Origin of the sequence: Janthinobacterium sp. SUN211, assembly GCF_030587315.1 — a bacterium.
GTDB lineage: Bacteria > Pseudomonadota > Gammaproteobacteria > Burkholderiales > Burkholderiaceae_D > Janthinobacterium > Janthinobacterium kumbetense.
Window position 1 is genome coordinate 30,661 of sequence record NZ_JAPWIC010000008.1, and the last position, 17,384, is coordinate 48,044.

The 17,384-nt window shown below is 60.6% G+C and carries 14 protein-coding genes; 7 read left to right on the plus strand and 7 right to left on the minus strand.

Annotated features, from left to right (window positions below):
- Positions 1-175 precede the first annotated feature (175 nt).
- The 4 genes from yidC to rpmH are packed head-to-tail and all read right to left on the minus strand — an operon-like array spanning position 176 to position 2,770.
- Positions 176-1,906, minus strand: coding sequence for a membrane protein insertase YidC (gene yidC / locus O3301_RS23180; RefSeq protein WP_077408891.1), 1,731 nt, complete (start codon positions 1,904-1,906; stop codon positions 176-178).
- An 11-nt stretch (positions 1,907-1,917) separates the two neighbouring features.
- Positions 1,918-2,178, minus strand: a complete 261-nt coding sequence (gene yidD, locus O3301_RS23185) for a membrane protein insertion efficiency factor YidD (protein WP_010401993.1) — start codon at positions 2,176-2,178, stop codon at positions 1,918-1,920.
- Entirely contained in the window at positions 2,175-2,612 is a 438-nt protein-coding gene (gene rnpA, locus O3301_RS23190) for a ribonuclease P protein component (protein ID WP_099380766.1), read from the minus strand. Before rnpA ends, yidD begins: the two co-directional genes overlap by 4 nt.
- A 23-nt stretch (positions 2,613-2,635) precedes the next feature.
- The gene (rpmH, locus tag O3301_RS23195; protein WP_010401996.1) at positions 2,636-2,770 is read right to left on the minus strand and encodes a 50S ribosomal protein L34; all 135 of its coding nucleotides are present in this window, start codon (positions 2,768-2,770) and stop codon (positions 2,636-2,638) included.
- A gap of 513 nt (positions 2,771-3,283) precedes the next feature.
- On the opposite strand from rpmH, the gene dnaA reads away from it, so the two are divergent.
- The 5 genes from dnaA to O3301_RS23220 all read left to right on the plus strand — a co-directional run bounded on the left by dnaA (position 3,284) and on the right by O3301_RS23220 (position 10,835).
- Positions 3,284-4,678, plus strand: coding sequence for a chromosomal replication initiator protein DnaA (dnaA, locus tag O3301_RS23200; protein WP_034781304.1), 1,395 nt, complete (start codon positions 3,284-3,286; stop codon positions 4,676-4,678).
- A gap of 141 nt (positions 4,679-4,819) precedes the next feature.
- A complete protein-coding gene (dnaN, locus tag O3301_RS23205; protein ID WP_034754341.1) occupies positions 4,820-5,926 on the plus strand; it encodes a DNA polymerase III subunit beta in 1,107 nt (368 codons plus the stop codon).
- A gap of 81 nt (positions 5,927-6,007) precedes the next feature.
- Positions 6,008-8,506 (plus strand): DNA topoisomerase (ATP-hydrolyzing) subunit B, encoded by a 2,499-nt coding sequence (gene gyrB / locus O3301_RS23210; RefSeq protein WP_099666165.1) that lies wholly within the window; start codon positions 6,008-6,010, stop codon positions 8,504-8,506.
- Positions 8,507-8,649: 143 nt separating this feature from the next.
- Entirely contained in the window at positions 8,650-9,570 is a 921-nt protein-coding gene (locus O3301_RS23215; RefSeq protein WP_305057621.1) for a helix-turn-helix domain-containing GNAT family N-acetyltransferase, read from the plus strand.
- A gap of 203 nt (positions 9,571-9,773) precedes the next feature.
- On the plus strand, positions 9,774-10,835 hold the full coding sequence (locus tag O3301_RS23220) for a diguanylate cyclase (RefSeq protein ID WP_099666155.1): 1,062 nt from the start codon (positions 9,774-9,776) through the stop codon (positions 10,833-10,835).
- Here the strand turns inward: O3301_RS23220 and O3301_RS23225 are convergent.
- A complete protein-coding gene (locus O3301_RS23225) occupies positions 10,814-11,182 on the minus strand; it encodes a hypothetical protein (RefSeq protein ID WP_305057622.1) in 369 nt (122 codons plus the stop codon). The genes O3301_RS23220 and O3301_RS23225 overlap by 22 nt on opposite strands.
- A gap of 124 nt (positions 11,183-11,306) precedes the next feature.
- Here O3301_RS23225 and O3301_RS23230 point away from each other — a divergent pair, with 124 nt between their 5' ends.
- Both O3301_RS23230 and O3301_RS23235 read left to right on the plus strand, forming a co-directional pair.
- Complete coding sequence (locus O3301_RS23230; protein ID WP_305057623.1) at positions 11,307-12,311, plus strand: hypothetical protein; 1,005 nt, start codon at positions 11,307-11,309, stop codon at positions 12,309-12,311.
- A 171-nt stretch (positions 12,312-12,482) separates the two neighbouring features.
- Positions 12,483-13,634, plus strand: coding sequence for an AI-2E family transporter (locus O3301_RS23235; protein ID WP_289919947.1), 1,152 nt, complete (start codon positions 12,483-12,485; stop codon positions 13,632-13,634).
- 13 nt (positions 13,635-13,647) lie between these two features.
- On the opposite strand, the gene O3301_RS23240 is transcribed toward O3301_RS23235, so the two are convergent.
- A complete protein-coding gene (locus O3301_RS23240; protein ID WP_305057624.1) occupies positions 13,648-15,381 on the minus strand; it encodes a methyl-accepting chemotaxis protein in 1,734 nt (577 codons plus the stop codon).
- 350 nt (positions 15,382-15,731) lie between these two features.
- On the minus strand, positions 15,732-17,348 hold the full coding sequence (locus O3301_RS23245) for a toxin-antitoxin system YwqK family antitoxin (protein WP_305057625.1): 1,617 nt from the start codon (positions 17,346-17,348) through the stop codon (positions 15,732-15,734).
- Positions 17,349-17,384: the final 36 nt, after the last annotated feature.

The following is a 17,384-nucleotide window of genomic DNA, read 5'->3' on the forward strand; positions in this document are numbered from 1 at the left end:
TTGTAGATTATTCGGGGAAGGCTGCGGGAGCCGCGCTATGTTCAGCGACAAACCGAGTGCACATGAAGGGGGTCAGTGGAAAACCGGCAAAACCCACTTTTTTGACATCGTAGCCACTGGGTAGGATGTCAAAAAAAAGCCCGCGCGAGGCGGGCTTTCTGTTCGCTGGCCGGACTTACTTGACGGCAGGCGCGTATTTCTTGGTGATCACCCATTGCTGGCCGATCGACAGGACGTTGTTGACGACCCAGTAGAGTACCAAGCCCGACGGGAAGAAGAAGAACATCACCGAGAATGCCAGTGGCATGAACAGCATCATCTTCGCTTGCATCGGATCGGCCGGAGCCGGGTTCAGCTTGGTCGTGATGAACATCGAGATCGCGTACAGCACGGGCAGGATGCACCATGGGTCATGCTGGGCCAGGTCGGTGATCCAGCCGATCCATGGCGCGCCGCGGATTTCCACGGACGCGTTCAAGACCCAGTACAGGGCGATAAAAACGGGCATCTGGATCAGGATCGGCAGGCAGCCGCCCAGCGGATTGATCTTTTCCGTCTTGTACAGCTCCATCGTGGCCTGGTTCATCTTTTGCGGATCGCCCTTGAAGCGTTCGCGGATCGCTTGCATCTTCGGCGTGACCAGTTTCATCTTCGCCATGCTGCGGTAGCCGGCGGCCGACAGCGGGAAGAACAGCAGCTTGATCAGGATCGTGAAGGCGATGATGGTCCAGCCCCAGTTGCCCAGCACGCTGTGGATCTGTTCCATGACCCAGAACATCGGCTTGGCGATGATGGTCAGCCAGCCATAATCCTTGACCAGTTCCAGGCCAGGCGAGACGTTTTCCAGCAGGTGCGCGATTTGCGGACCCGAGTACAGCTTGCTGTCCATGCTGGCCGAGGCGCCTGGCGCCAGGGTAGGCAGGGGCAGCACGTTGCCGATGGCGTACAGGTTGGGGCCGACCTTCTTCGTGAAGATGTCGCGCTTAGCGTTCTCAGGCGGAACGAAAGCGGACACGAAGAAGTGTTGCGAAATCGCAAACCAGCCGCCATTCGCCGTCGCCGGGTGCAGGCCCTTCATGGCATTGTCGTTGCCCTTCTTCTCGTCTTCCAAGGCCGCTTTTTCGATTTTCTCGAACGTCAGCTTCTGGTACTTGTCTTGCGGCGTGTACAGGGTCGGGCCCGTGAAGCTGCTGTTGAAGAAGGAGTCGCCGACCGGCTTGTTGCCGTCATGCGTCAGTTGCAGATACAACTGCGGCGTGACAGGGGCCGCGCCCACGTTGGACACGTCATGGCGCACGTCGATGACGTAGTCGCCGCGCTTGAAGGTAAACGTCTTGGTCAGCTTGACGCCGCCTTCGACCGCTTCCATCACCAGTTGAATTTGCTTGCCATCAGCCAGGGTACGCACGCCAGGCTGCACGGTGAAACCGCTTGCATGGGTAGGGAAGGGACCGCCGACCAGGCCCGATTGCGCCAGGTAGGTGTGGTTCGCGCCTTCGTCGAACAGTACTTCGTTTTGCTTGCCGTCGTCCGGCTGGCATACCTTGAACAGGCCGAAGCAGCCGCCAAACCAGCCCGGATTACCCGCGCCCTTGAATTTCAGCAATTCCAGACGCTTGACCTGGCCGCCCAGGGTGTCGATATCGACCTTGATGACGTCGGTGGTGATGGTAATCACTTCGCGCTTGAACGCGGCGGGATCGACAGCGTCACCCGGCAGGGCTGGCACGCCTGCCGCGGCTGGCAAGGCAGCCGTCTTGGCAGGGGTCGCAGGCGCCTTGGCGGTTTGTTCCGTGTTCGCGGAGAACATCGACGGCTTGCCGTTCGAGATCATCCATTCGTTCCAGAGAATTACCAGCGAGACGGAAAACACGATCCACAGGATGGTACGTTTATTGATATCCATTAGGGTATTTGTCAGGAGTGGTTGCAACCGCAAGCGGTCGTTGAAGATTGTTTGCAATCGGCCGGCGGCACCGGGTCGACGCCCCCTTCATTCCAGGGGTGGCAACGGCACAGGCGCTTGGCAGCCAGCAGGCTGCCCTTGGCAGTACCGTGCACGCGCAGCGCTTCCATCGCGTAATGCGAACAGCTCGGATAGAAACGGCAATTCTGTCCCAGCATGGGGCTGATCAGCAACTGATAAGCGCGCAGCAGGAACAGCAGCAGGGTTTTCATGGCGCGGATGGTGGTGGCGCAGCAACAGAACGGGCCTGGGCGGCGATTTGCGCCGCGAACAGGCGGCTCAATTCCTCGCGCAGCTCGGCTTTGAGCTGCGTCGTGGTGGCCGGGCCATCCTTGCTGTTGACGGCGCGCGACAAACGCACCACGCAGTCGACCGGCGGCATCGCGCTGTTGCGAAACAGCTCGCGCGTGACGCGCTTGATCGTGTTGCGGGTCGCCGCGCGCGGCGCGAAACGCTTGGCCACAACGACGCCCAGCCGCGCATGCGGCAATTGATTGTGTCGGGTGTACAGCACAAAATGCGCTGTTTTTTGCGAAGGGCGCAAACGAAAAACGGATGAAAATTCATCCGTTTTAACGATACGCCGAACGCGCGCGAAGTCGTGTGAACCTTCGCGTTGATTGCCGACTGGAGTACAGCTAGCCACGCGATCAGCTGTCAACGACAAGCCTAGACGGCCAGACGTTTGCGGCCCTTTGCGCGACGTGCGTTGAGCACATCACGGCCACCACGGGTAGCCATACGAGCGCGGAAGCCGTGCGTACGCTTGCGGCGAACGACGGAAGGTTGGTAAGTACGTTTCATGTTGGTCTCGCTAAAAACAAAAAAAATGCAAAATCGGGTCTGACGTCCCGTCAGTTTTTGGTGCCAATGACAATCGCGCACTTATGCCAAGGCACAAGCTGGCCAATCTCATCGCCCGCTTAATCCACGCTTAGTCCATATTGTCGTTCCAAATGAATAAACACGGAATACGGGCGGGGAACCCTGAATTATTCAGCATATGCCCCCCTCTTGTCAAGGATTGCCGTGATCGCCCGGAAATTTGCGCGCCGGCCCCCATCTGCCGGCAAGGCCCCGCCACAGGCCGCGCCAGCACTGCCTGTGACGGGATAACCGGGGGATAAGTCGCCTCTTATGCACACGGTGCCCCACCCCGCCACACAAAAATAACAGCCGTGCCTGTGGATAACTTTCGCAGTCGGGAGTAGAATAGCGCGTTACGTGTGGCGAGCCCTCGCGCGACGCCGGCCTTGCAACACGGTGAACGCAGGGCAGAATCGATACGCCCTCCCACACCTTTTCACATAGACATACATGGATAATTTCTGGCAGGCCTGTTCCGCGCAGTTGGAACTGGAGCTGACACCGCAACAATTCAGTGCGTGGATCAAACCGCTTATCCCTCTCGATTACGAAGAGGGCAAGCTGCGCATTGCTGCGCCCAATCGCTTCAAGCTCGATTGGGTCAAGACCCAGTTCGCCAGCCGCATCACTGCCCTGGCCATTCAGTACTTCGAAGCGCCGACGGAAGTGCAGTTCGTGCTCGACCCGCGCCTGGCCTTGCCGAAGAAACCCGTCACCGCCAGCACCCCGGCCAGCGATCCGAATGGCGGCGCGCCCAGCGCGCGCGCCGCGGAGCCGCAGCCGAGCGTGCCGGAACTGAGCATCGGCGCCGCGCCGCGCCGCGAGCAGAGCCGCATCAACACCGACCTGACCTTCGACAGCTTCGTGACGGGTAAGGCCAACCAGCTGGCGCGCGCCGCCGCCATCCAGGTGGCGAACAATCCGGGCGTGTCGTACAACCCGCTGTTCTTCTACGGCGGCGTCGGCCTGGGTAAGACCCACTTGATCCACGCCATCGGCAACCAGGTGATGGCCGACAATCCGGGCGCGAAGATCCGCTACATCCACGCAGAACAGTACGTTCGCGACGTAGTGACCGCTTACCAGCGCAAGGGTTTCGACGACTTCAAGCATTACTATCACTCGCTCGACATGCTGCTGATCGATGATATTCAATTCTTTGGCGGCAAGAGCCGCACGCAGGAAGAGTTCTTCTATGCCTTCGAGGCATTAATTGCCGCAAAGAAACAGATCATCATCACCTCGGATACGTATCCGAAGGAAATCACGGGCATGGACGACCGCCTGATCTCGCGCTTCGACTCGGGCCTGACGGTGGCCATCGAACCGCCGGAACTGGAAATGCGCGTGGCGATTCTGTTGAAAAAAGCCAAGCAGGAAGGCGTGACCTTCTCCGACGACGTGGCGTTCTTTGTCGCCAAGCACTTGCGTTCGAACGTGCGCGAGCTGGAAGGCGCGCTGCGCAAGATCCTCGCGTATTCGCGTTTCCATGGCAAAGATATCACCATCGATATCGTCAAGGAAGCGCTGAAGGACTTGCTGTCGGTGCAGAATCGCCAGATTTCCGTGGAAAACATCCAGAAAACGGTGGCCGACTTCTTCAATATCAAGGTTGCCGACATGTATTCGAAGCGCCGCCCCGCGAATATCGCCCGGCCGCGCCAGATCGCCATGTACCTGGCCAAGGAATTGACACAGAAGAGCCTGCCGGAAATCGGCGAGCTGTTCGGCGGCCGCGACCACACCACGGTGCTGCATGCCGTGCGCAAGATCGCGCTGGACCGCACCAAGAACCCGGAATGCAACCATGAATTGCATGTGCTGGAACAAACGTTAAAAGGCTAAGCGCCGCTTGGGCAAGGCTGGCTCAAAACGTGCTTTACCCTTATTATCTGGGAGAGCGCCGCAGCCGGCCTGCCGGGGCTCCCCTTGCAATGATTGTTAAATTACTACGTTAAACTTCATACCTATACATTGAGGATAAATATGCAATTGGTCAAAACCACCCGAGATACCCTTCTCCGGCCACTGCAGATCGTGAGCGGTATTGTCGAGCGTCGGCACACTATGCCGATTCTGGCCAATATCCTCATCCGCAAAGACGGTGAAAATGTCTCCTTCCTGTCGACCGACACCGAAGTGCAGATCACCACGCACGCGGAAATCGGTTCCGGCGCGGACGTCACCGGCACCACCGTGGCCGCGCGCAAGCTGCTGGACATCCTGCGCGCCCTGCCCGAATCGGGCGACGTCACGATGACCCTGCTGAACAAGCGCCTGACCGTGCAAACGGGCAAGTCGCGCTTCGCCCTGCAAACCTTGGCGGCGGAAGAGTTTCCAACCGTGCAACAAGCGGAAAGCTACAACGCGTCCGTCACCCTGCCCCAGAAAACCTTGAAGCACCTGTTCAACATGGTGCATTTCTCGATGGCGCAGCAAGACATCCGCTACTACCTGAACGGCTTGCTGCTGGTTCTGGATGGCAATAATGTCATCGCCGTGGCCACCGACGGTCACCGCCTGGCGTTTTGCCAGGTGGCTACCGAGCAGACGTTTGCGCGCCAGGAAGTGATTATTCCGCGCAAGACCATCATCGAACTGCAGCGCCTGCTGGAAGAGAACGATGAGCCGGTGCAGCTGGACATCGCCGCCAACCAGGTGAAACTGACCTTTGCCGACATCGAGCTGATCTCGAAGCTGGTGGAAGGCAAGTTCCCCGACTACACGCGCGTGATTCCTAAAGGCTACAAAAACGACTTCACCATCGGCCGTGATGAACTGCTGCGCTCGCTGCAACGTGCCGCCATCATGACCAGCGACAAGTTCAAGGGCGTGCGCTGCATCATCACCCCGGGCAGCATGAAGATCAGCTCGACCAATGCGGACCAGGAAGAAGCCGTCGAAGAGCTGGAAATCGACTACGGCGGCGATTCCGTCGACATCGGCTTCAACGTGACGTATCTGCTGGACGTGCTGAACAACCTGAAATGCGAATACGTCAACATCGCGCTGGGCGACTCGAACTCGTCCGCCCTGATTTCCATCCCTGACAACGCGGACTTCAAGTACGTTGTCATGCCGATGCGCATTTAAGCGTAACCCAATGCAAAACTGGGGTCTGATCCGACAGGGTCAGGCCCCGCAATCAGCAATCGTTATTTGAGAAAGCAGTCCATGTCCGAGAATCCACAAGACACCCCGATCCAGGCCAAAACGGAAGAATACGGCGCCGCCTCCATCCAGATCCTGGAAGGCCTGGAAGCCGTACGCAAACGCCCGGGCATGTACATTGGCGACACCTCGGACGGCACCGGCTTGCACCATCTGGTATTCGAAGTGCTGGACAACTCGATCGATGAATCGCTGGCCGGCCACTGTACGGAAATCCACGTCACCATCCACAGCGACAATTCCATCTCGATCACCGACAATGGCCGCGGCGTGCCGACCGGCCTGAAAATGGACGACAAGCACGATCCGAAGCGTTCGGCGGCAGAAATCGTCATGACCGAACTGCACGCGGGCGGCAAGTTCGACCAGAACTCCTACAAAGTATCGGGCGGTTTGCACGGCGTGGGTGTGTCCTGCGTCAATGGTCTGTCGAAATTGCTGAAACTGACCATCCGCCGCGACGGCAAAGTGCATCACATGGAATTCGTGCGCGGCGTGCCGCAGGACCGCCAGATCGTCATGGTGGGCGACATCGCCACCTCGCCGATCAAGGTCATCGGCGAAACGGACAAGCGCGGCACCGACGTGCATTTCTGGGCCGACGAGGAAATCTTCACGCACGTGGAATTCCACTACGAAATCCTGGCCAAGCGCATCCGCGAACTGTCCTTCCTGAACAATGGCGTCAACATCAAGTTGTCGGACCAGCGCACGGGCAAGGAAGAAGTCTTCGCCTTCGAAGGCGGCACGCGCGGCTTCGTCGAATACATCAACAAGGCCAAATCGGTCTTGCACCCGACCATTTTCCAGGCCACGGGCGAGCGCATGTCGGACCAGAACACGAATATCTCGGTCGACGTGTCGATGCAGTGGAACGATGCCTACAATGAACAGGTGCTGTGCTTCACGAATAACATCCCGCAACGCGACGGCGGCACCCACCTGACGGGCTTGCGTGCGGCGATGACGCGCGTGATCAACAAATACATCGATGAACACGAGTTCGCCAAAAAGGCGAAAGTGGAAATCAACGGCGACGACATGCGCGAAGGCTTGACCTGCGTCTTGTCCGTGAAAGTGCCGGAACCGAAATTCTCGTCGCAGACGAAAGACAAGCTGGTGTCGTCGGAAGTGCGCGGCCCCGTCGAAGAGATCGTCGCCAAGACGCTGGCTGATTACCTGCAAGAAAAACCAAACGACGCCAAGATCATTTGCGGCAAGATCGTCGAAGCGGCGCGCGCCCGTGAAGCGGCTCGCAAGGCCCGCGATTTGACGCGCCGCAAAGGCATCATGGACGGCCTGGGCCTGTCGGCCAAGCTGGCCGACTGCCAGGAAAAAGACCCCGCCCTGTGCGAACTGTACATCGTCGAGGGTGACTCGGCAGGTGGCTCGGCAAAACAAGGGCGCGACCGCAAATTCCAGGCGATCCTGCCGCTGCGCGGTAAAGTCTTGAACGTGGAAAAAGCCCGTTTCGAAAAAATGCTGTCGTCGGAGCAGATCACCACCCTGATCGCCACGCTCGGCACCTCGATCGGACCGGACGAATTCAACGTCGAGAAACTGCGCTACCACCGCATCATCATCATGACCGATGCGGACGTCGACGGCGCCCACATCCGTACCCTGCTGCTGACCCTGTTCTACCGCCAGATGCCGCAACTGGTCGAGCGCGGCCACATCTACATCGCGCAACCGCCCCTGTACAAAGTGAAAGCGGGCCGCGACGAGCGCTATCTGAAAGATGACGCCGAGGAAGCGAGCTACATGATGACCGTGGCGCTGAACACGGCCGTGCTGGTGCCGCGCGAAGGCGCGGAAGGCATTTCCGGCGAAACGCTGACGGAACTGGTGCGCAAGTTCAACCTGTCGAACACCATCATGACGCGTTTGACGCGCGTCATCGACCGCGCCGCCCTGACGGCCATCATGACGGGCGTGCAGCTGGACCTGTCGACCCTGGACCTGGCGGAAACCTCCGCCCTGGCCCTGCAGACGGCCATCAACGACAGCGCCGTGCGCGTGCATGTGCGTTCCGACGACTTGTCGGAAAAACACAAGCTGCACATCGAGCGCATGTACCACGGCAACGTCAAAGTGACGGCCATCGACGCCGACTTCGTGCAAGGCCCGGACTACGCCGTGCTGAGCAGCGGCGCCGCCACCTTCGAAGGCTTGATCGGCGAAGGCGCGTTTGTCCGCCGCGGCGAAGGCGAGCGCATCAAGGAAATCGCCGTGGTCGACTTCCACCAGGCCATGCAATGGCTGCGCGACGAAGCCGAACGCACCGTCTCGAAACAGCGCTACAAAGGTCTGGGCGAAATGAACCCGGATCAACTGTGGGAAACGACGATGGACCCGACCGTGCGCCGCCTGCTGAAAGTGCAGATCGAAGACGCCATTGCGGCGGATCAAATCTTCACCACCTTGATGGGCGACGACGTGGAACCGCGCCGCGCCTTCATCGAAAACAACGCGCTGCGCGCAGGCAATATCGACGTGTAAGCCAGCTTCCCTGGTTTGCGTGACTGCCAAGGCGGCCCTCTTCAGGGCCGCTTTTTTATGCCTGCCAGAATCCTGCCGCCCTATTGACATACTTGCTTTAAGCAAGCAATAATCTGCCATAAGCAAGCAAATGGAGGTATCACATGCAGGCGGATCAACTCGGCGAACGCACGGAGATCGTGCGTCGTTTCAACCGTTTCTATACGCGCCAGATTGGCGTGCTGCATGAACACTTGCTGGACAGCGCATTCTCTCTGACAGAAGTGCGCATCCTGTATGAATTGGCGCACCGGGAGCAGCTGACCAGCGCGGACCTGTGCCGCGAACTGGGCTTGAACGCTGGCTATCTGAGCCGGGTCATTGCCGGGTTCGAAAAGGAGGGGCTGATCGCCAAGACGCGCTCGCCCACGGATGCGCGCGCGGCGCAATTGCAGCTGACCGAGCAGGGACAGCGCACCCTCGCCCCCCTGGTCGACGCCTCGCGGCGCGAAGTGGCCGCCATGCTGGAACGTCTGCCGTCGACGGCGCAGCAGGAGCTGGTCGCTGCCATGGAGCAAATCCAGGGTTTGCTGGGGGAACCATCGCCCAGCTATCTCCTGCGTAATCCGCAGCCGGGCGACATGGGCTGGATCATCCATCGGCAAGCCGTGCTGTATGCGCAGGAATATGGCTGGAACAACGAGTACGAGGCGCTCGTCGCCGACATCCTCGCCAAGTTCGTGCGGGAATTCGACCCGGCCCGTGAGCGCTGCTGGATCGCCGAGAAGGACGGCAAGGTGATCGGTTCGGTCATCATCGTGCGCCAGGACGACACGACGGCCAAGCTGCGCCTGCTGTATGTCGATCCCAGCGCGCGCGGCCTGGGCATCGGCAGCCGCCTGGTCGACGAGTGCCTGCGCTTCAGCCGCAAGGTCGGCTATACGAAAATGGTATTGTGGACCAACAGCATCCTCACCGATGCGCGCCGCATCTACGACAAGGCCGGCTTCCAGCTGGTCGAGGAAGAGGCGCATCACAGCTTTGGCAAGGACTTGATCGGCCAGGTGCTGGCGCGCGACCTGTGACCACCCGCGCTGCCGCACCGCCACATGCTACTGTGGCGGCGGCAGGACAGTGTCAGCCGTTTTCCTCGCCACTCTCCCCACTGCCCCCAAGAAACCAGTACACTAGTTCCTGAGCGCAACTAATTTTGTACGCGCGCCATGCCGCCTGCCGTTGCCGGGAGGCGTCCCTGCCGCAAGGCGTGTTGTCTGCCTGGACAAATGCAATGTTCACTTCGCGCAGCCTGTCTCCTGCCTTCTATTACCTGTTCTTTTCAGGAGAACGGGAGCAGCAGCAGCGCTTTTTCAAGGAACTGCATTTCATTTCGATAGCCATCCTGACGTTTGGCCTGGCTTGCTGGCTGGTCACGTTCAGCCTGACCTTGCCGCGCGCTTCGCTCGATCATGCGCAGGCGGCGCTGGGCTTGACGGGCATGCTGGTCGGGCTGCTGCTGACCGTGTATGCGAAGTCCTTGCAAGCCATCATCGCCAGCGGCACCATCAGCGTGCTGTTCATCGCTTTCAGCTTTCGCGTGCTGATGCTGGGCACGGAAGATCCCGCTTTCTGGGTCTTGCCGCTGGGCGTGATGATCACGCTGACGACGGCGCCCATCTTCAGCGGCATCGCGTATTACCTGGGCGTATCGCTGTGCGTGTGGGCCATCCTGGGGCTGGGGCAATTTCCCGTGCATGCGGGCCAGGCCGACCAGCATTGGCCCGTGCTGGCCGTCACCATCAGCGTGATCATCGGCCTGGCGCTGAATATCTATTTTCTCGTCTTGCGCATCAACAACTACCGCGCCCAGCGCGAGCTGGCGACGATGGCCTACAAGGATGGCTTGACCGGGCTCAACAACCGACGCATGTTTACGCAAAGCGCCCGCACCTTGCAGCGCACGGCGCATACGCCCGCGTATTTCCTGATGATCGACATCGACGACTTCAAGCAAATCAACGACGTGTACGGGCATGACGTGGGCGACGAGGTGCTGAAAAAGATCGCCGAGGTGATCGGTGAACTGTCGGGCGAGCACCTGTGCGGCCGCCTGGGCGGCGAGGAGTTTGCCGTCATTTATCTGGGTGAAAAGAACGCCGCCTGCGCCTTTGCCGCGCAGCTGGTCGACAGCGTCGAGGCGGCTTTCGTGCCGGAACGCAAGGTCTCCGTCAGCATCGGCATGGCCGAACTGATCAAGGAAGCGGACTTGTCGCACAGCTACCGGCGCGCCGATGAATCCTTGTACCAGGCCAAGAAAAGCGGCAAGAACCGCTACGTGCTCAACGCCGCCTGAACGCCACCGTCCGGCGCCGCATCGAGCAGCGCCAGCAAGGTTTGCGGCGCAATCTTCCAGGGATCGCGCCGCTCGGGGTCCACCTCATACCAGCTATCTTGAGCTCCGATCTTGAGGATGGTCAAGGGGATATCCTTGCTCTCGAAGAAAGCCAGCATGCGGCGGATCAAACGGCTCACCTTGGCGTGCTCGTCCGTATACAAGGAGCCGGTATAGAAACAGCCCTTCTCTCCCATGCGCAACATCCTGGCCGTGCCGAGGCGCGAGCGGCCCAGATATTTGTGCAGGAACTCGGTCACTGCCTCATCGTCGACGGGAATACTGCAGGAAATAGTGATCTGGGCCATGACAACGGGGGACAGTGATTCAATAGCCAAGCTTAGCAGAAAGAGATTCATTCATGAAATGCTAAGATCGCGGCCCGCGCATGCCGGCAAGCCCTCCGGCATGGCGTCTCGACAAGGATAGTCATTGAATACCCCAGGAAAAATCACTGTTCGCATGCTGTCGCTGTGCGCCGCCCTGTGCCTGCCGCTTGCCAGCATGGCACAAGCCACTCCTGCCGAGGATGCCGCCTTCGTGGCCGCCACCGTGCCCGTGCCGTCGCCACCGTTGCGCCTGAGCGCGCATCCCGAAATCCGCGCCGACGTCTTGAAACTGCTCGGCTACGCGCGCGGCAGTTATACGCAGGGCAACACCCTGATCGCGCGTCAGGTGCTCGACAGCATGCAGTCGCTCGACGACATCACGCGCACCATGCTGCCCGACGGGCGCTCCGTGCTGGCCTCCATCGATGCCAGCACGCACGGTGCATGGCGCGCCGCCATGCTGTTCGACCCGCAACGCAAGCTGCTGGCCCTGGGCCTCGTCAACGGCCATTGCCGAGCAGCCATCGGCGACGCCGCTCCCGCCTGCCTGCCGTCCACGCACGCCGTGCTGACGGTGTTCCTGCCGCCGGGCGCAGAGGACGAGATGGCCGCGCCGCTGCTCGTGTGGGCGCGGCAACTGCCGGCCATGCTGGCAAAGGCCGCGCCGGAACGGCGGCAAAGCATTGCTGCGGTGGAATACATCACCACCCGCCCCGGCCAGCCCGGCTGGGAAGCGCGCGACGTGCCGCCCGGCTTTCCCGCCAGCTTGCGGCACCTGCTGCTGCCGAATGCGGAATTGAGCAGCAGTTCCAGCGGCGGCAAGCTCATCGCGCCGGCGGGCCTGGCCGGTTCGCCCATGCGCACACAAGCGGCCGAGGCTGGCGACGAGCCCATGCCCGACGCCAGTATCACCCTGCGCAGCTATGCCGATTTCCACTGGGTGCTCAACACCTACGCCACGCTGGCCAAGGGCGCGCAAGTGAAGGGCCATGACGACAAGGTCGTGTTCACGGGCAGCGATGCGAGCGGCCGCTATACGGTGACCCTGCGCGAACCCGACAAGGACGACGGCGTCTTCATCACCGTCGCCAGCTGGCGGGAAAAATAGGCCTGAGGGGAGTCCAGACAGGGAAAAGCATTGCCATTACGCACAAGAGCATGGCATTTTGGCATTTTGCGGTATGATTTCCGGCCGTGCGGCGCGGCCCGATCCCTGCCTTGCCCACCCTGCCCTTCAAGCCAGTCACGCTTGCGTCGCATCCTGCCCTAAGGAATTCATATGTTCGGTTTTAACTTGCGCGTTGCCAAGATGGTGTGGACGGCTTTCCTCATCGCCTTCCTGCTCTTTCTCACCTACAAGGTCTCGTCGACCCTGATCGTCGTGGTCTTTGCCATTTTCTTCAGCTACCTCGTGTATCCGCTGATCGGCCTGCTGGAACGCCATGGCCCGAAGCGCTTGCCGCGCACGGCTGCCATCGGCATCGTCTTCCTCGTGGTGATCTTGCTGGTGGCAATACTGGGCTCCATCTTCGGTGCCCGCATCGAGGAAGAAGCCAGCAAACTCAGCGCGCAATTGCCGACCCTGCTCAAGGGCAATAATTTTGCCGAGCGGATTCCTTTGCCGGAATTCATGGAACCGTTGCGCGCGCGCCTGCTGTCGTTCATGCAGACGCAGCTGAGCAGCGGTACGGGACAAGCCATGCCGCTGGCGAAGGAACTGGGCTTGACCGTCATGCATGCGGCCAGCAACCTGATCTATCTGGTGCTGGTGCCCGTGCTGAGCTTTTTGCTGATCAAGGAAGGGCCGGACATGCGCGACGGCTTGCTGTCCCTGCTGAACCGTCCCAACAAGAAGCTGTGGGGTGCCATCATCGACGACCTCGACATCTTGCTGTCGCGCTATGTGCGCGCCCTGCTGCTGCTGTCGATCGCCACTTTTGTGTCCTACAGCATCGCCTTTTCCCTGATGGGCGTGCCGTACAGCCTGCTGCTGGCCGGTGCGGCCGCCTTGCTGGAATTCATTCCGTTTGCCGGCCCGCTGGCGGCCGCCGTCATCGCCGTGGTCGTGGCCGGTTTCAGCGGTTTCGAGCACGTGTTCTGGCTGATCGGCTTTATCGCCGCCTACCGCTTGTTCCAGGATTACGTGGTCAACCCGTACTTGATGAGCGAAGGCGTGGAAGTGAGCCCGCTGATGGTGATCGTCGGCTTGCTGGCCGGCGACCAGCTGGGGGGCGTGGTGGGCATCTTCCTGTCCGTGCCCGTGATGGCGGCCATCAAGATCGTCTTCGTGCGCGCCCGCGCGGCGCTGCAAGCGCGCCATGATGCACTGGAGAAAGCGGAACAGGCGGCAGAGGAAGCGCGCGCCCAGGCCTTGGCCGAGGCGGCGCGCTTGCAGGAACAGGGCAGCAAAGTTGCCCTGGAAGCGCAGTAACGCAAGCAGTAACTTAGAACTCTTCCCACTCGCCGCTGTTGTCCGCTGCAGGCTTGGCCGGACGCGGTTTGGCGGCGGCGGCAGGGGCAGCAGCGGCACCGGCCGGCGCCAGGCGCAGCGCCGGGCGTTTCAAGGCCGTGCTGGCAGCGGCCACGACAGGCTTGCGCAAGGCAGGCTTGGCCGCTGCCGGACCGCTATGGTTGGCGTCGAGCTTGAAAATGCTGACCATTTCGGCCAGCGCCGCCGCCTGCTCCTGCATCGATTCCGAGGCCGCCGCCGCTTCTTCCACCAGCGCCGCATTCTGTTGCGTCACGGTATCCATTTCCGCCACGGCTTGATTGATCTGGCCAATGCCCAGTTCCTGCTCGCGGCCGGCGGCGCTGATTTCGCCCATGATGTCCGTCACGCGGCGGATGCTGGAGACGATTTCATCCATCGTCGTGCCCGTCTGGCTGACGAGCGCGCTGCCGGCGCCCACGTTCTGCACCGACGCTTCGATAAGCACTTTAATATCCTTGGCGGCGCTGGCCGAGCGGTGCGCCAGGTTGCGCACTTCCGTGGCGACGACGGCAAAGCCACGGCCTTGCTCGCCGGCACGGGCCGCTTCCACGGCCGCGTTCAGGGCCAGGATATTCGTCTGGAAGGCGATGCCATCGATCACGCCGATGATGTCGGCGATCTTTTTCGACGATTCGCTGATGGTGCCCATGGTATCGACCACTTGCGCCACCAGTGCGCCACCCTTGACGGCCACGTCCGATGCGGAGACGGCCAGCTGGTTCGCCTGGCGCGCATTGTCGGAATTCTGCTTGACGGTCGAAGTCAGCTCTTCCAGCGAGGACGCAGTTTCTTCCAGACTCGACGCTTGCTGCTCCGTGCGGCTCGACAGATCCAGGTTGCCCGAGGCGATTTCATTGCTGGCCGTGGCGATGGCGCCGCTGCCGTCGCGCACGCCGCGCACGGTGCTCGACAGGCGTTCCTGCATTTTCTGCAAGCCCGTCAGCAAGGCGCCCATCTCGTCGTGGCGCGTGATGACGATGTCGTTGGCCAGGTTACCGTCGGAAATGGCGCCAAAATGGCGCAAGGCCTGGTCCAGCGGGCCAAAGATGGCACGCAGCAGCAGGATGCTGGAAATGATGGTCAGCAAGGCGCCGACGATCATGCCGCCGATGGCCATGGTCACCTGCGTGTGGTAGCTGGACTGGCTTTCCGCATACATCGCGGCGGCCGACGTGGCCTGGTATTGGGTCAATGTTTCGGCGGCCTGGTCCAGGGTGCGGTACAGCGGCGTCAGCCCCTTCATCATCAAGCCGTCCGCTTGCTCGATGTTGCCTTCACGCAAAGCCTTGCTCATGACCAGCACGCCATTGTTGATATAGTCGCTGCGCTTCTTGTCCATGTCGTCGGACAGGCGCTTTTCGTCCGCGCTTTGCGGCAAGCCCAGGTACACCTTCCAGGACTTGTTGGACGCTTCCAGGAATTGTTCCGCGCGGGCCAGGGTCTCCTTGGCATCCGGCGCATCCGGGTGCACCATCACGCGATCCATCGTGAAACGGGCGCGGCCCAGGGCAATTTGCGATTCGCCGATCGCTTGCGTCGATGCCAGCTGATTGCTGTAGACCTCGTTGAGGCTGTTGTTGGCCGATTTCAGGCTGATGATACTCATGACGCCCAGTACGGCGATCAGCAAGCCCAGCACACTCATGGTGGCGATCAGGCGCATTTTTATTGTTATGTTCGACAACATGCAGTTTCCTTGGTAAGGGCGCAACCATGCCTGCGCATGCCGGACGAGATAGCGGCAAACGCCAGATGGGCGGGTCACGTGAATTGTTCAGGACAGGTCGATACGGCGTGTGCGGCAGCAGGGGGGAAGGCGGCCCGCGCATATCGTCAGGAGTGCAATACAGGGCAACGAGGTTGAGGTTTCCCGTACTTTTAATTTCCTGACTGCAAGATACAGGGAAAGATTACCAGTAGCAACATCCAGCATGGATTTTCACGATTTGTAACAAGTGGATGATGTTTTTTGCGCAGAACTGGCATTCCGCTGTCGTGCGCGGTCGCGGCGGAATGCCATTTATGCTAGTCAGCAAGTTAATACATGGTTTCTTCGATCAGCTGGCCATCGTCGCGGAAATACTGGAAGCGGCCCGTTTTCCTGCCCATGTCGTAGGCGCCGATCTGCTTCGGTTTTCCGTTCTGGAAATTCTCGAGGTTGACGCCATGCAACACGCCCTGCTGCCAGTTGCGGTGAAATTGCGGCAATTCGCCATCGGGATAAAACAGGGTTTCCGCGCCATCGCGCTCGCCGTCGACAAACGCCCCCTGGTAGCGCCGCTTGCCATCCGGATAAAAACTCTCCATCGGCCCCTCCAGCTTGCCCAGGCGGTAATGTTCGACCAGTTCCAGCTGGCCATCGGCCCCGTATTGTTCCAGCTTGCCTTCCGGTTTGCCATCGAGCATGGTCAGCACTTGCCTGCCGCCGTCCGGCGTCGCCTTCTTCCACGGCCCCTGCTTGACGTCGTCGACATAACGGCCGCCACCGCCAGGTTCCACCCACTGGCCCTGCTTCTTGCCGTTCACATAGTTGCCCTGCCATTGCACCACACCATCGATGCGGCGCTCGCTGGGGCCATCCAGGCGATCTTTCACGAAATGGTCGTAACCGGTGAAGCTGTGCATGTCCGCTTCGCGCCATTCGGCCACGCCAGGGCTCACTTCCCAACGGCCCGTGCGCTGGCCCTTGAGCATCTGTCCCGTCGTCGTTTCATCACCGCTTTCATACGTCCATGGTCCTTCCGCTTTGTCGTCGACAAAGGCGCCAGACGAGCGGATGGTGTTCGGCTCTTCGTAGTGCCATACGCCGATACGCTTGCCATGCGCATACTGGCCGCGGGCAAACACGCTGCCCACGCAGCAATTCACGTCATATTCGATAAACAAGCCATCCTGGCTGGCGGCAAAATGCTGCGGCTGCGTTTCCCAGGTGATCCACTTGGCGTGATAACTGGGCGCGCGCCCCCCTTGCCAGCCCTTGCCCAGCAGATAGGTGACCGTGAGGAAATGACCGTCTTTCTCCTGGAAAGTCTTTTTATAGGCAAATGCGGGCTTATCGGCCGGCTTGCCGGGCAATAACTCGCCATCGATATTGAAATAGCCGACCAGGGTGCCATGGCCATGCTCGATGGCGTCGAATTCGGCCACGCCCGTGGGCGCGTAATCGATGCTGTAGTCGATCAGCTGCAAACGGCCCAGCGCGGCGCGCACCCGCGCTTCATCCATGACCTTGGCGCCGCGCACGAGGGCGTCCAGGGTGGGCTGCAAGGTCACCACCTTGAACATCTTGCCGCCGCTGGATTCGTAGCGGTAAGCATGCAAACCATACGCCGTGCCACTGCCAGCGCTGCGGCTAAGCACGAACGTCGTTTCGCCTTCGCTGTCGAGGTCGACCTGGAACACGGCCGCGATGCTGGCCTTGCCATACTTGTCCAGGTTCATGCGCTTGTCGCTGATGCCCTTGCACTGGCAATAGTAGCCGTTGACTTCGCCGTTTTCCCGCAGGAAAGCCAGCACCACGCCGCCATCGCGGCGCTCGACAACCTTGGCGGTGGCCATGGGGACGCCTTCATAGAAACGCGCCGCCTGCGCCGGCGCCGCATTTCCCAGCGCCAGCAGCGCCGCCATCGTGCTCATCCAAAATGTTTGCCGCATGTCAACTCCACTGCCGAAAAACCGCCATTATGCATG

Coding starts and splice junctions, on each gene's coding strand:
- gyrB (WP_099666165.1), top strand. CDS start 6,008: ATGTCCGAGAATCCACAAGACACCCCGATCCAGGCCAAAACGGAAGAA.
- O3301_RS23235 (WP_289919947.1), top strand. CDS start 12,483: ATGTTCGGTTTTAACTTGCGCGTTGCCAAGATGGTGTGGACGGCTTTC.
- dnaN (WP_034754341.1), top strand. CDS start 4,820: ATGCAATTGGTCAAAACCACCCGAGATACCCTTCTCCGGCCACTGCAG.
- dnaA (WP_034781304.1), top strand. CDS start 3,284: ATGGATAATTTCTGGCAGGCCTGTTCCGCGCAGTTGGAACTGGAGCTG.
- O3301_RS23220 (WP_099666155.1), top strand. CDS start 9,774: ATGTTCACTTCGCGCAGCCTGTCTCCTGCCTTCTATTACCTGTTCTTT.
- yidC (WP_077408891.1), bottom strand. CDS start 1,906: ATGGATATCAATAAACGTACCATCCTGTGGATCGTGTTTTCCGTCTCG.
- O3301_RS23240 (WP_305057624.1), bottom strand. CDS start 15,381: ATGTTGTCGAACATAACAATAAAAATGCGCCTGATCGCCACCATGAGT.
- O3301_RS23215 (WP_305057621.1), top strand. CDS start 8,650: ATGCAGGCGGATCAACTCGGCGAACGCACGGAGATCGTGCGTCGTTTC.
- O3301_RS23245 (WP_305057625.1), bottom strand. CDS start 17,348: ATGCGGCAAACATTTTGGATGAGCACGATGGCGGCGCTGCTGGCGCTG.
- O3301_RS23225 (WP_305057622.1), bottom strand. CDS start 11,182: ATGGCCCAGATCACTATTTCCTGCAGTATTCCCGTCGACGATGAGGCA.
- rpmH (WP_010401996.1), bottom strand. CDS start 2,770: ATGAAACGTACTTACCAACCTTCCGTCGTTCGCCGCAAGCGTACGCAC.
- yidD (WP_010401993.1), bottom strand. CDS start 2,178: ATGAAAACCCTGCTGCTGTTCCTGCTGCGCGCTTATCAGTTGCTGATC.